Genomic DNA, 13,985 nt, shown 5'->3' with positions numbered 1-13,985 from the left:
GAATCTTAGCTCAGGTTTCACTACCTATACTCGGCCCAGCGCTGCCAGTCGGCGTCTCATCCAACGAACCAGAGCACAGGGCCCAGCCATGAAGAACTACAAGATCGCAGCCATTCCCGGAGACGGTATCGGGGTCGAAGTCATTGCCGCCGGCCTCGAGGTCCTCGAAGGCCTGGCCAGGCGCCTGGGCAGTTTCGCCTTTGATGTCAGCCACTACCCCTGGGATTCGGAGTACTACCTGCAGCATGGTCACTACATCCCGGAAGGGGGGCTGGACGAGATCAAGCAGGCCGATGCCATCTTTTTCGGCGCGGTAGGAAGCCAGAAGGTGCCGGATCATATTTCCCTCTGGGGCCTGCGGCTGCCGATCTGCCAGGGCTTCGACCAATACGCCAACGTGCGGCCGGCGCGGGTGTTACCCGGGGTTAAAAGTCCGCTGACCAACGGGCAGGCCATTGACTGGGTGATCGTGCGGGAGAATTCCGAGGGCGAATACTCCGGCAGCGGTGGTCGGGTCCACCAGGGGTTGCCCATCGAGGTAGCCACCGAGGTCTCCACCTTCACCCGCGTTGGCGTCGAGCGTATCCATAGATTCGCCTTCGAATTGGCCCGCAGCCGCCCGGCCAAGCACCTGACGCTGGTCACCAAGTCTAACGCCCAACGCCACGGCATGGTGTTGTGGGACGAGGTGTTCGCCGAGGTGGCCAAGGATTATCCGGACGTGCGCACTACCCGTGAGCTGGTGGATGCGGTGACCACCACCATGGTGCTCAAGCCCGGCAACCTGGACGTGATTGTCGCCACCAACCTCCACGCCGACATCCTCTCGGATCTGGCTGCAGCGCTCTCCGGCAGCCTGGGTATCGCGCCTACCGCCAATCTCAACCCCGACCGGAGCTTTCCCTCGATGTTCGAGCCCATCCACGGCTCAGCCTTCGACATCACCGGCAAGGGCGTCGCCAACCCTATCGCTACCTTCTGGACCGCGGCGCTGATGCTCGACCACCTTGGCGAGCGCGAGGCCAGTGCCCACCTGATGCGAGCCATCGAGGAGGTCACCGCCAGCGGCCTGCACACGCCAGACCTGGGCGGTACGGCCACCACGCGCCAGGTCACCGACGCCGTGCTGGAGCTGATCGCCCGCTAGCTCGGCGTTCCCACCCGCGGCGAGCCAGCGGGTGGGAAGGCCTCAGCACTTTCACGGGCGACCGCCCGCCGGCGCGGTCGCTTCCATTACAAGAACAACAATGGATATCCCATGAAGCGCCTACTCGGAAAACTCTACGTCCAGGTCGTCATCGCGGTCATTGCTGGCGCCTTGCTCGGCGTCTTTTATCCGGACTTCGCCACCTCGCTCAAACCCATCGGCGATGCCTTCATCAAGCTGATCAAGATGCTGCTCGCGCCGGTGATCTTCCTTACCGTGGTCACCGGTATCGCCAAGATGAACGACATGAAGGAGCTGGGCCGGGTGGGCATCCGCGCCTTCATCTACTTCGAGGTGGTCTCGACCCTGGCGCTGATCGTCGGGCTGGTAGTGGTCGATACCTTCAAGCCCGGCGCTGGCATGAACATCGATCCAGCCACCCTCGACAGTTCCGCCATCGCCAGCTACACCGAGGCCGCCAAGCATGAATCCTTCATCGCCTTCATGATGCAGATCATCCCCAACACCCTCGGGGATGCCTTCGCCAAGGGCAACATCCTGCAGATCCTGTTGTTCTCCATCCTGCTCGGCGTGGCCCTGGCGCGCTGTGGCGACAAGGGCAAGCCGATCATCCGCACCCTCGATAGCCTGATGCACGGCATGTTCGGCATCGTCAACATCGTGATGCGCCTGGCGCCGCTGGGGGCCTTTGGCGCCATCGCCTTCACCATCGGCAAGTACGGCTTCGGCTCGCTGTTCTCCCTGGGCAAGCTGATGGCCTGCTTCTACATTACTTGCATCCTGTTCGTCGCCCTGGTGCTGGGCCCGATCTGCCGCGTCGCCGGCTTCAGCCTGTGGAAGCTGCTCAGGTACCTCAAGGAAGAGCTGTTCACCGTGCTGGGCACCAGTTCGTCGGAATCGGTGCTGCCACAGATGATCCGCAAGATGGAAAACGCCGGCTGTTCGAAGCCGGTGGCCGGCATGGTCATCCCCTCCGGCCTGACCTTCAACCCGGACGGCCAGGCCATCTACTACACCGCCGCCGCGACCTTCATCGCCCAGGCCACCAACACGCCACTGAGCCTGACCGACCAGCTCATCATCATGGCTGTGTTGATGCTCACATCCAAGGGTTCGGCCGGCGTCACCGGTTCCGGTTTCATCACCCTGGCGGCGACCCTCGCCAGTCTTGGCACCATCCCGGTGGCCGGCATGGTGCTGCTACTGGGTGTAGACCGCTTCATGTCCGAGGCTCGAGCGATCACCAATACCATTGGCAATGGCGTAGCCACGCTGGTTATCGCGCGCTGGGTGGGAGCGTTGGACATGGGACGGCTCAACGCCGCGCTGGATGGCCAGGCAATTCCCGCTTCGGAGCCGGAGGCTCAGGAAGGCGTGGCGATGGCCGAGCCGGCCCTGTCCAGTCTGGGTCGCAAGGCGCTCTAGCACGCCAGTGCTGGTCGGGCTGCGGGATTTACCTCATGCTGGGCGTCCCGCTCCCGACCGATTACCGCCATGACCTCGTCTGCGCTCCTGCGTACCGGCCTGCTGGCCGCGGCTCTGCTGCTGGTACCTGCCGTCCAGGCGGCCATTCCCAGTCTCAAACCGGCCAACACCTGCGTGCGCAGCGCCTTCGTGTTGCGTTGCCAGGACGGGCAGGGGGGTTGGTACGGGGTGGCGGTCCAGGGCAACGACACCCTGATGCGGGGCTACGATCCGGTTTCGGGTCTGTCATGGGCGCAGACCAGCACCCGCCTGGGACGACTGCAGTTCTTCAGCGGCCTGACCAGCGACGGCAACCTCTGGCTGGGCCGCACCCGGCAGCTGGGCTGGAACGTCATCAGTCGCTTCTCCACGTCCCAGGGCGACCGCGCCCGTACCAGTTGCAACCGTGTGGCGGGGTGCGAGTGGCGTTGACCGGCGAGTCGTCGGAAAGTCTTCCCGCAGATCCTGCCAGCAGGCGCCGATTTGCGCAGGAATCTGCCTGAGCGTCCCTGTTGTAGAGCATCCCAGCGGGCGCGAACTCCCTAAGCTTGAGGCATCACCCCTCACCCAGGCGCTGGAGTTCGCGACACATGACGTACAAGCCGAAATTCATCAGCTTCGACTGCTATGGCACGCTCATCAACTTCGAAATGGGACCCACCGCGAAGCGGCTGTTCGCGGATCGTGTGCCGAGCGAGCGGATGCCAGCCTTCCTCGACAGTTTTCGTTTCTATCGCCTCGATGAAGTCCTGGGCGATTGGAAGCCCTTTTTCGAGGTAGTGGAAAACGCCATTCAGCGCGCCTGCGCCAAGCACGGCGTGGACTATCGCGCGACCGATGCGCTGGCTCTGTACCAGGCCGTGCCCACCTGGCAGCCGCATCCGCATGTCGTCGAGACGCTCAAGGCCATCGCCCCGCAGGTACCGCTGGTGATCCTGTCGAACTCCATGGTCGATCTGATTCCCGCCAGCGTCGCCCACCTGCAGGCGGATTTTCACGCGGTCTACACGGCGGAAGAGGCGCGCGCCTACAAGCCGAGGGCGCAGGTATTCGAGTACATGTTCGAGCAACTGGGCTGCGGGCCGCAGGACATGATGCATGTCTCTTCGAGCTTCCGTTACGACCTGATGACGGCTGCGGATCTGGGCTTCATGGCCAGGGCCTTCATCGACCGCGGGCATGAGCCGGCCTGCGACGGCTATGGCGTCGAGCGCCTGACCGATATCCGCCAACTTCCGGGGCTGCTTGGTCTGCCAGGCCTCGCCGAGACCGCCTTGCTGAGGCAGGGGTGATGGTCGCCACCGCACAGCCAGGCGTCTCGGCGACCATGGAGACGCCGCCACCGGCCCTCGCGCCGGACGAGGTGCAGCAGCTCGTTCGGCGTCTCTACGGTATCGATGGCCGGGTCGACCTGCTGTTGGGTGAGCGGGATCAGAATTGCCGTGTGGAAACGGCGGCGGGCGAGCGCTACGTGGTCAAGATCAGCAATCCGTCCGAATCCCTGGCAGTGGTGGATTTTCAGATCGCCGCGCTCGACCATATTTGCTGCGTGGCGCCCAGCCTTCCGGTACCTCGGGTGGTGCGGACGCTGGAAGGGCAGACGCACGCTACCCTGGTGCTCCCGGACGGATCGGCGACCTCTGTGCGGATGCTGACCTATCTCGACGGTGTGCAGGTCCGCGATACCCGCCGTACCGCTACCCAGCGCCGAGCGATGGGCACCTTCCTGGCCGAATTGAACCTCGCCTTGCGCGACTTCGAGCACCCGTCCGCGACCCACGATCTGCTGTGGAACGTTGCCACGGCCCATCGCCTGGCGGCCAAGGTCGATAGCATCGAAGAAGGCCCGCGCCGCGCCCTGGTCAGGACGTTCATGGCGCGTTTCAACCGGCACGTGCTGCCGCTGTTGCCACATCTGAGGGCCCAGGTCATCCACAACGACTACCACCTCTACAACGTGCTGGCCGCGCCCCAGGACCACGAGCGCATCGTCGGAGTCATAGACTTCGGCGACATGCTGCATGCGCCCCTGGTGGGCGAGGTCGCCACCGCCGCTGCCTTCCACATGAGTGGCCCTGCCGGGAGCGGCCCTGCCATGAGTGGCCCTGCCGATCCACTCCTGGGCCCCGCGCAATTCCTCGGCGCCTATCACGCCACGCTGCCGCTCGACGAAAGGGAGCAGGAGATCGTTGCCGACCTCATGGCGACGCGTCACCTGATCACCGTGCTGATCTCGGAGTGGCGGGCCAGGCGCTACCCGGAAAACTACGACTACATCATGCGCCACAACGCGGCCTCGTGGGAGGCACTGACCTTGCTGGCCGATCTGTCTCGAGATCAGGCACGCGAGCTGTTACTTACCGACGTATGCACAGGACCACGCCATGAACAGCACCCCTGACCTCAACATGGTCAACGCCTACATACCGGGCCGCGTCAAACTGAACGCCGCAACGGCGGCCCTGATCGAACGCCGCGACGCCCTGCTCGGGCCGGCCTATCGGCTGATGTACGAGCATCCCCTGCATATCGTGCGGGGCGAGGGCGCCTGGCTGATCGATCCGGAGGGCCGCCGCTATCTGGACGCCTACAACAATGTCGCCTCGCTCGGCCATTGCCACCCCACGGTGACCGAGGCGATCTGCCGGCAGGTGCAGACCCTCGCCACCAATACCCGTTATCTGCACGACACCATTCTCGAACTGGCCGAGCGCCTGCTCGCCACCGTGCCCGAGACCGAGCTGGCGCACCTCATGCTCACCTGCACCGGGAGCGAGGCAAACGACGTCGCCTATCGGATCGCCCAGGTGCGCACGGGGGGCACGGGCGTGATCGTCACCGAGACCGCCTATCACGGCTTCACCGATGCGGTCGCGAAGTTCTCGCCGTCGCTGGGCGCCACGGTGGACCTCGGCGCCCACGTGCGGCTGGTACCGGCGCCACGCGCCTACCATGCCGGCGCGGTGGATGTCGCTGAGCGCTTCACCCGCGACGTCGAAGCGGCGATTCGCGACCTGCAACGCCACGGCATCAAGCCGGCGGCGCTGATCGTGGACTCGATCTTTACCAGCGATGGCATCCTGCCCGAGCCGGCGGGTCTGCTGAAGGGCGCGGTCGAGGCCATCAAGCGGGCCGGTGGTATCTTCATCGCCGACGAAGTCCAGCCGGGCTTTGGCAGGACCGGCGAGCACCTGTGGGGCTTTCAGCGTCACGGTGTGATCCCGGATATCGTCACCCTGGGCAAGCCGATGGGTAACGGACAACCGGTCGCCGGGCTGCTGGCCACCGCTGACGTCCTCGCCGAGTTTGGTAGGAACTCCCGGTATTTCAATACCTTCGGGGGCAATAACGTGTCCTGCGCCGCCGCCTTGGCGGTGCTCGACACGATCGAGAAGGAACGCCTGGTGCAGCATGCCGCCGAGGTGGGCACGCTCCTGCGAGAGGGTATCGCGGCGCTCGCCCACCGGCACGCGGCCATCGGCGATGTGCGGGGGGTAGGCATGTTCGTCGGCGTGGAGCTCGTGTCCGATCGGCTGACCCGAGAGCCGGATCGAGCGCTGACGACCCGGGTGGTCAATCTGATGCGCGACAAGGGTGTCTTGCTCAGCGGCTGCGCCATGGGCCACAACGTGCTGAAGATTCGCCCCCCCTTGGTGCTCACCGCGGAACAGGCCGGCCTGGTGATAGAGACGCTCGACGCGGCGCTGACCGAAGCGCACTCTGCAGTTCCCCGCGTCTAGCGCTCACCGTTCAAGGCAGACCCATGCACCCTCCGGCGTCCCTCGATGCGTTCGATATCAAGATTCTCGTGTATCTGCAACGCGAGGGACGCTGTTCGAATGTCGAGCTTTCTTCCGCGATATCGCTGAGCGAGAGTCCCTGCCTGCTTCGCACCAAGCGACTGCAGGAGACCGGGGTGATCCGCGGCTATCACGCCGATATCGCCCTGGAGAAGGTGGGCAGTCATGTCATCGTCTTTTCCGAGGTCACCCTCAGCAGCCATCGACCTGCCGACTTTCGCACCTTTGAAGACGGAATCACCCGGTATCAGGAGATCGTCGAGTGCCACAACGTGAGTGGCGGCTACGACTATCTGCTCAAGATCGTGGTGCCGAGCATCAACTGGTTGCAGGCCCTGATGGATCGACTGCTGGAGGACAATATCGGTATCGAGAAATTTGCCAGCCGCATCGTCCTGCGCCAGCCCCTTCGCCAAGGCGGCTATCCCTTGGAAACCCTCGTCAATGAGCGGCCCAGCTGGGCGGATGAAGGACGCTAGCCAGCGTCTGGAACCCTGGCCTGACGGTGCGGACGGCTGTGCCCTGAGGGCGCCTGCGGGGCTGGACGGTTAAGGGGATGGTCGCCGATTTCGCCCAGCAGAGCGGTCAGGCGACCGCGCCGCCTGTCACGGGGATACCGCTCGCGCGAGGCCGCGGTCGCTCAGCCCAGCGCCTGAGTCAGCAGCGCGAACTGATCCAAGCCATCGCGGGACAGCGGCGCCTTGCCCCGGGCCATCTGCTCGACCTCATCGACCTGGGGAACGCCGATTTCGCTCAGCCAGGGATTGAGACCGCTGCGGGCCGTCACGTCGAATCTCACGTATTGCCCTTCGGCGTGGCGCAGCAGGGCGAGGATCAGCGCCTTGGCCTGGTCGGTGGATTCGGCGATCACCGGACCGACCGACAGGCCGCGGCCGTAGGGGCGCAGCAGGGCGAAGCCGCGCAACTGGCCCTCCTGTTCAAAGCCGACGATGCGCTCGGCCTGGGGCAGCAATTCCTGCAGCAGGGCGCTGCGGTCCAGGCCGGTAGCCGCCTGGGCCAGGGTCTTCAGCTGCGGCGCCGCTGCCGGACTCAGCTCACGGATCTGGTCTTCCAGTGGCTGACGTTCAGCCATTGCCGGCAGACTCGCCACCTGGTGCTGATAGATGCGCTCATAGGAATCGAAGCCCTGGCTGCGGTAGAGCGGGGCGCCGCGCAGGGTGGCGACCAGCAGGGGCGTGCGGTTGCCGGCCAGTTGCAGCAGGCCGTCCATGAGGCGGCGGCCATGGCCCTGGCCCTGGTGGCTGTCGGCGACGATCACCAGGCCAATGGTGGCGAAGTCGCCCTGGGGCACGCAGAACCCGGTGCCGAACACGCCCTGGTCGTCTTCCAGCACCAGGCCTTCGCCGGTGTGGAACAGGCACTGCCAGTCTTCCGGGCGATGGGGCCAGTGCAGCGCCTGGGACAGCTGGTGAGCGGTGGCGAGGTCGGTTTCGCGCAGGGGTCTTAGGATGGCGTGGGACACGGCAGGGCTCCGATTCGGGTCTGGCTGATTCAGGCGTCAGCCTAACAAGCCGCGACGGCAGATTCGGTTGCCGAGGGGTGGACGCGCCACTGCGCGGCGCCGAAGGCCCCTGCCAGTTCGGCAAAAGATGGCGATCCGCGCGCCTAGCATGGGGGCCAAGCCCACAGCCCTAGCGGAGCGCGCCATGGCCTCGTTCGACCCCAGAGCAATAGCGGTTCGTTGTGCCCATTTCAGCGAGGGGCGCATCCGCGACGCCCGCGCCGAACTGGAGGTGTTCCGGCCTTCCGATGGCGGTTTCCAGAGCGGTCTGCCGTGCGCCTCGGCGGACCTGGTGGACGAGGTGGTGGAGGGCACCTGGCGTGCCTGGAAGGCCAGCGACTGGGCCAGCCGGCCGCCGCGCGAGCGGGCGCGGGTGATGCGCCGCTGGGCCGATCTGGTCGAAGCCGACGGCGAGATCCTCGGCCCGCTGGAAGCGGTGGGTTCGACCCGTCCGCTGCGCGAGGTGCTGGCCTGGGACATCCCCTATGTGGCCGAGGGCATCCGCTTCTTCGCCGAATTCGCCGACAAGCACGGCGGCGAGGTGGCGGCCACCGCCACCAGTCACCTGGGGCTGCAGATCACCGAACCCTATGGCGTGGTGGGCGCCGTCGCGCCCTGGAATTTCCCCCTGAGCATGGCCGGCTGGAAGATGGCGCCGGCGCTCGCCGCCGGCAATGCCGTGGTGATCAAGCCGTCGGAGCTGACGCCGTTCTCCATTTTGCGCCTGGCTGAATTGGCCGTCCTGGCAGGTCTGCCGGCCGGCATCCTCAGCGTGGTCCAGGGCGATGGCCGGACCACCGGCGACGCCCTGTGCCGCCATCCGCGCATCGGCAAGGTCACCTTTACCGGCTCCACCGGAACCGGTACCGCCATCATGACCGCCTGCGCCGAGAGCGGGCCCAAGCCGGTGACCCTGGAGCTGGGCGGCAAGAGTCCGCAACTGGTGTTCGCCGATGCCCCGGATCTGGCCCGTACCGCCCGCAGCGTGGCCGCCGCCATCACCGGCAACGCCGGCCAGGTGTGCGTTTCGGGGTCGCGGCTGCTGGTGCAACGGGCCGCCCTGGAGCCGATGCTGGAGGGCATCCAGGCGGCCTTCGCCGCCTTGCGCCCGGGGCCGACCTGGTCGGCGGAGGCCACCCTGGCGCCGATCATTTCCCACCGCCAGGGCCAGCGCATCCAGGACATCGTCTCGCGCAGTCGGGCGGCCGGCGCGGAGATCCTGGTTGGTGGTGCCCTGGAGGAGGGCATGGGCGGCGCCTACTATCAGCCGACGCTGATCACCGGGGTCGAGGCCGACAATCCCGCGGTGCGCGAAGAGATCTTTGGCCCGGTGCTGACCGTGCAGGTGTTCGACGACGAAGCTGAGGCCCTGGCGCTGGCCGACCACCCCACCTACGGCCTGGCCGCCGGGGTGCACACCGCCGATCTCGGCCGGGCGTTGCGCCTGACGCGGGCGCTGGAAGCCGGTACCGTCTGGGTCAATCGCTATGGCCGCAGCCACGACTGGATCATTCCCACCGGCGGCTACAAGCGCTCCGGCATCGGCAAGGACCTGGGCCGCGCCGCCTATGAGGCGACCCTGCGCAGCAAGAGCGTGCTGATCGATCTGGAGCACTCCTGAGGCTTGGCCGAAAAGTCGCTGAGCGATGGTCAGGCAAGGCAAAAATCAGCGAGGAAGCGGAGTTTACGAATGGTAAATGAGCATTCCGAGATGATTTTTAACGCAGCATGGCCGAGCGCAGGCACTTTTCGGCCAAAGCCTGAGGTCGCCGCAAACAATGCTGGGCCCTACCGCCAAAACGGTTTTTTCTGTCTCCCGCGGCGCCTGAAAGCGGACAACTGTCAGGCCCGCCGGTGCTGTAATGCTTGCCAGGGATGCCACTGGCGCCCCGGCCTCTCACTCACGACCCCTGTCAAAGGACTCTTGCCATGACCGCCTTTCGGCCCAAGTACATCACCTTCGACTGCTACGGCACCCTGACCCGTTTCCGCATGTCCGACATGGCCCGCGAGATGTTCGCCGACCGCATTCCGGCCGAGGCGATGGACCAGTTCTGCAAGGACTTCAACGGCTATCGCTTCGACGAGGTGCTGGGCGCCTGGAAACCCTATTCGGAAGTGCTGTACTCGGCGGTGGAGCGTACCTGCAAGCGCTGGGGCATCTCCTTCACCGACGCCGAGGCCAATGCCTACTACGAGGCGGTGCCGAGCTGGGGGCCGCATCCGGACGTGACCGCGGGCCTGGCCAAGATCGCCGACAAGATCCCGCTGGTGATCTATTCCAACGCCGCCGACGAGCAGATCATGTCCAACGTCGACAAGCTGGGCGTGCCCTTCCACCGGGTCTTCACCGCCGAGCAGGGCCAGGCCTACAAGCCGCGCCTGCAGGCCTTCGAATACATGCTGGACAACCTCGGCTGCGGCCCGGAAGACGTGCTGCACGTGTCGTCGAGCTTCCGCTACGACCTCATTCCGGCCGACTACATGAACATCAAGAACAAGGTGTTCGTGAATCGCGGCCATGAGCCGAGCACGCCGTTCTACCGCAACACCGAGATCAAGGACATCGGCGGCCTGGCCGCGGTCGTCGGTCTCGAATAACCCCCTGAGCTGCCGGAGCGCCTGCCCATGAGTCTTGGCCCAGCATCGTCCGATTCCTACTGGCTCGCGACCGCGCCGGGCTTTACCGGGGCCACCCCGGGGCCGGTGGCGGGCGAGGTGGATGTCGCCATCATCGGCGGCGGCTTCACCGGGCTCTCCGCGGCCGTCGCCCTGCGCCGGCGCGGTGCCAGCGTGGCGGTGCTGGAGGCCGGTCGGGTGATCGGCGAAGCCTCCGGGCGCAACGGCGGCCACTGCAACACCGGCGTCGCCCAGGACTACGCGGCCCTGCACGCCAGCCTGGGCGCCGAAAAGGCCCGGGCCTTCTACCAGGCCTATGCCGATGCGGTGGCCAGCGTGGAGGCGGTGATCGCCGAAGAAGGCATCGCCTGCGACTTCCACAAGGCCGGCAAGCTCAAACTGGCGGCCAAGCCGCAGCACTACGACAACCTCGCGCGTACCTGCGAACTGATCCGCCAGGAGGTGGATCCGCAGGTCGAATTGCTCAGCGCGGCCCAGGTGCGGGTCGAGGTGGCGTCAGATGATTTCCATGGGGGGCTGCTGCAGCACAACGGTGCCCAGATGCACATGGGGCGCTTCGGCGTAGGGCTGGCCGATGCGGCGGTGCGACGGGGCGCCCAGGTATACGAGGGCGCGGCGGTGAGCGATCTGCAGCGCCTGCCCGATGACAGCTTTCGGGTGATCAGCGCCAAGGGCGAGTTGCGCGCCCGCCAGGTGCTGGTGGCCACGGGCAACGCCAGCGTCGGCCCCTTCCAGTGGTTTCGCCGCCGCATCGCCTCGGTGGGCAGCTTCATCATTGCCACGGCGCCGCTGCCCAAGGCGCAGCTGGATGAACTGCTGCCCAATCGGCGCACCTATGTCACCAGCCGCATCATCGGCAACTATTTCCGCACCACGCCGGATCACCGGCTGATCTTTGGCGGGCGGGCGCGTTTCGCCCTGTCCGATCCGCGCCAGGACGCCAAGAGCGGCGCCGTGCTGCGCAACGCCCTGGGCCAGCTGTTTCCCAGCCTGGCCCAGACGCCCATCGACTATTGCTGGGGCGGCCTGGTGGACATGACCGCCGACCGCCTGCCCCGCGCCGGCGAGCAGGATGGCCTGTTCTACGCCATGGGCTACAGCGGCCACGGGGTGCAGATGTCGGTGCACATGGGCCGGGTGATGGCCGAGGTGCTGGAAGGGCGCAGCCAGGCCAATCCCTGGCGGGTGCTGGATTGGCCCGCCATTCCTGGGCATTTCGGCAAGCCGTGGTTTCTGCCGCTGGTAGGGCTGTATTACCGGGTCCAGGATCGCCTGCACTAGCCGTCGCTCCCGCAACCGCCCGCCCAGGCCCTGCCACGCGCAGTGCCTGCGCGGGCGGTTTTGCGTTTCCGCAGCCCGGCGGGCGCAAACCGGCGGCGCTGCGCAGAACCTGCTGCCACCGCAGGTTTTTCGCAGCCATCCAGTCTCCCGTCGCGGTCCGCACCGCGCTCCGCCACCCCAAGCGAAACGCCGCGCCAGCGCGCCAAAGACGGGCATGGCGGGCCCTGATGCGCCGTCGCGACGCACACCGCAAACAATGCTGAGCGGCTTGGTCAAAACGGTCTTTTCTGTCTCGCCGCAGGGGCAATTCGACGGTAATCGGCGAGGGGCCGGTGCTGTAATGAACCAGGCCGCATGACAAGGCGGCCAAGAGGACAGCGCCGTGCGCCCGGGGAGGGGTGTACGGACTGGTGACCGAGCCCCCAACGAGCGAGCCGACATGACCGAGAAAAAGACTGGAAGTCCCCTGATAGGAGCTGCTGAAAGCGTTCGGGCCTTCGAAGCCCTGCATCGGGGGCTGTCGCGGCGCGATGCGCTGCGCCTGCTGGGCGCCGCCGGGTTGCTGGCGACCGGGGTGGGTGGTCTGCTCGGCCGTGACGGCCAGGCGTTCGCGGCAGAAGATGCGGTCACCGGCACCCCGCGCCGTGGCGGTCGGGTGCGCGCCGCAGCGGCCGGGTCGTCCACCGCCGATACGCTCGATCCGGCCCGCGGCGCTTTCTCCGGCGACTATGCCCGGCAATACTTCTTCTACAACGGCCTGACCGTCTTCGACAGCCACCTCGAACCCCAGATGGCGCTTGCCACCAGTTTCGATACCCAGGACGCCCTGACCTGGACGATCAAGCTGCGCCAGGGTGTGCAATTCCACAACGGCAAGACCTTCGACAGCGCCGACGTCGTCTACTCGCTGCTGCGCCACAAGGACCCGGCGGTGGGTTCCAAGGTCAAGGCCCTGGCCGACCAGTTCGCCGAGGTCACCGCGGTGGCCCCCGACGAGGTGCGCATCCGCCTGGTGTCGCCGAACTCCGAGCTGCCCGCGGTGCTGGCCATCTCGCCGTTCCTGATCATCGCCGACGGCACCAAGGATTTCTCCACCGCCAACGGCACCGGGCCCTTCAAGGTCAAGGAATTCAAGCCGGGCGTGCGCACCGTGGGCGTGCGCAACGAAAACTACTGGAAGTCCGGCAAGCCCTATCTGGACGAGATCGAGCTGATCGGCATCGGCGACGAGCCCTCGCGGGTCAATGCCCTGCTGGCCGGCGACGTCCAGCTCACCGTGTCGGTGGATCCGCGCTCCGCCGAGCGCCTCAAGCAGAGCGGCAAGCTCAAGGTGGTGGCCAACACCTCGGGTGGCTACACCGACCTGATCATGCGCATTCCCAACCGGCCGTTCAACGATCCCAACGTGGTCGAGGGCATGAAGCTGCTGTTCGACCGCGAGCAGATCCTCAAGTCGGTGTTCCTCGGCTACGGCACCATCGGCAACGACCAGCCGATCATGCCGGGCACACCCTATTACGCGGCGGATCTGCCCCAGCGGCCCTACGATCCGGACAAGGCCAAGTTCCTCTTCCAGAAGGCCGGCATCGCCGGCGCACGGATGCCGCTGGTGACCTCCACCGCCGCCGACAACGCCAACGAGATGGCCCTGGTGCTGCAGCAGTCGGCGCGCCAGGCCGGCCTCAACCTGATGGTCAATCGGGTCAGCGCCGACGGCTACTGGGACAACCACTGGATGAAGGATCCGCTGGGCTTCGGCAACATCAACGCCCGGCCCACCGCCAACATCCTGCTGTCGCAATTCTTCAAGTCCGATGCGCCCTGGAACGAATCCGGCTGGAAGAACGAACAGTTCGACCAGTTGCTGGTGGCCTCCCGCGGCGAGACGGATGTCGCCAAGCGCAAGCAGATGTACGCCGACATGCAGCTGCTGATCCACCAGCACAGCGGCATCGGCCTGCCGATCTTCACCAGCTCCATCGATGCCCATTCGCCCAAGCTCGGTGGCTACGGAATCATCCCCATCGGTGGCTTCATGGGTTACATGTTCGCGGAGCACGTCTGGCTGGAGGCCTGACGCTCGTTGCCTCACGGTGAGTCGCTCCGCAGC

General features: G+C 66.1%; 12 protein-coding genes. 11 read left to right on the top strand and 1 reads right to left on the bottom strand.

Annotated elements, in window-relative coordinates:
- Positions 1-88 precede the first annotated feature (88 nt).
- From ACZ5R1_RS12330 to ACZ5R1_RS12300, 7 genes are all read left to right on the top strand, one after another.
- On the top strand, positions 89-1,147 hold the full coding sequence (locus ACZ5R1_RS12330; RefSeq protein ID WP_042134281.1) for a tartrate dehydrogenase: 1,059 nt from the start codon (positions 89-91) through the stop codon (positions 1,145-1,147).
- 111 nt (positions 1,148-1,258) lie between these two features.
- Complete coding sequence (locus tag ACZ5R1_RS12325; protein WP_027599271.1) at positions 1,259-2,593, top strand: dicarboxylate/amino acid:cation symporter; 1,335 nt, start codon at positions 1,259-1,261, stop codon at positions 2,591-2,593.
- A 69-nt stretch (positions 2,594-2,662) separates the two neighbouring features.
- Positions 2,663-3,064, top strand: coding sequence for a hypothetical protein (locus tag ACZ5R1_RS12320; RefSeq protein WP_027599272.1), 402 nt, complete (start codon positions 2,663-2,665; stop codon positions 3,062-3,064).
- A gap of 158 nt (positions 3,065-3,222) precedes the next feature.
- Entirely contained in the window at positions 3,223-3,924 is a 702-nt protein-coding gene (locus tag ACZ5R1_RS12315; RefSeq protein ID WP_288462479.1) for a haloacid dehalogenase type II, read from the top strand.
- Positions 3,924-5,033 carry a phosphotransferase gene (locus tag ACZ5R1_RS12310; RefSeq protein WP_464712329.1) on the top strand — a complete coding sequence of 370 codons (1,110 nt, stop codon included), beginning with the start codon at positions 3,924-3,926 and terminating at the stop codon, positions 5,031-5,033. The genes ACZ5R1_RS12315 and ACZ5R1_RS12310 overlap by 1 nt, the downstream gene beginning before the upstream one ends.
- On the top strand, positions 5,017-6,372 hold the full coding sequence (locus ACZ5R1_RS12305) for an aspartate aminotransferase family protein (protein WP_077172866.1): 1,356 nt from the start codon (positions 5,017-5,019) through the stop codon (positions 6,370-6,372). Before ACZ5R1_RS12310 ends, ACZ5R1_RS12305 begins: the two co-directional genes overlap by 17 nt.
- A 23-nt stretch (positions 6,373-6,395) precedes the next feature.
- A complete protein-coding gene (locus ACZ5R1_RS12300; protein ID WP_267407421.1) occupies positions 6,396-6,911 on the top strand; it encodes an Lrp/AsnC family transcriptional regulator in 516 nt (171 codons plus the stop codon).
- 161 nt (positions 6,912-7,072) lie between these two features.
- Here the strand turns inward: ACZ5R1_RS12300 and ACZ5R1_RS12295 are convergent, their stop codons facing one another.
- Complete coding sequence (locus tag ACZ5R1_RS12295; RefSeq protein WP_377708549.1) at positions 7,073-7,915, bottom strand: GNAT family N-acetyltransferase; 843 nt, start codon at positions 7,913-7,915, stop codon at positions 7,073-7,075.
- 184 nt (positions 7,916-8,099) lie between these two features.
- Here ACZ5R1_RS12295 and ACZ5R1_RS12290 point away from each other — a divergent pair, with 184 nt between their 5' ends.
- The 4 genes from ACZ5R1_RS12290 (at position 8,100) to ACZ5R1_RS12275 (ending at position 13,952) form a co-directional block, all read left to right on the top strand.
- On the top strand, positions 8,100-9,575 hold the full coding sequence (locus ACZ5R1_RS12290) for an aldehyde dehydrogenase family protein (RefSeq protein WP_044341815.1): 1,476 nt from the start codon (positions 8,100-8,102) through the stop codon (positions 9,573-9,575).
- A gap of 308 nt (positions 9,576-9,883) precedes the next feature.
- On the top strand, positions 9,884-10,555 hold the full coding sequence (locus ACZ5R1_RS12285; protein ID WP_027599278.1) for a haloacid dehalogenase type II: 672 nt from the start codon (positions 9,884-9,886) through the stop codon (positions 10,553-10,555).
- 27 nt (positions 10,556-10,582) lie between these two features.
- A complete protein-coding gene (locus ACZ5R1_RS12280; RefSeq protein ID WP_044341816.1) occupies positions 10,583-11,875 on the top strand; it encodes an NAD(P)/FAD-dependent oxidoreductase in 1,293 nt (430 codons plus the stop codon).
- A gap of 439 nt (positions 11,876-12,314) precedes the next feature.
- Positions 12,315-13,952 (top strand): ABC transporter substrate-binding protein, encoded by a 1,638-nt coding sequence (locus ACZ5R1_RS12275; protein WP_027602372.1) that lies wholly within the window; start codon positions 12,315-12,317, stop codon positions 13,950-13,952.
- The last annotated feature ends 33 nt before the right edge of the window (positions 13,953-13,985 follow it).

The sequence above is a fragment of the Pseudomonas sp. Pso3 genome (assembly GCF_055393275.1).
This window is presented reverse-complemented; position numbering and strand designations above follow the sequence as displayed.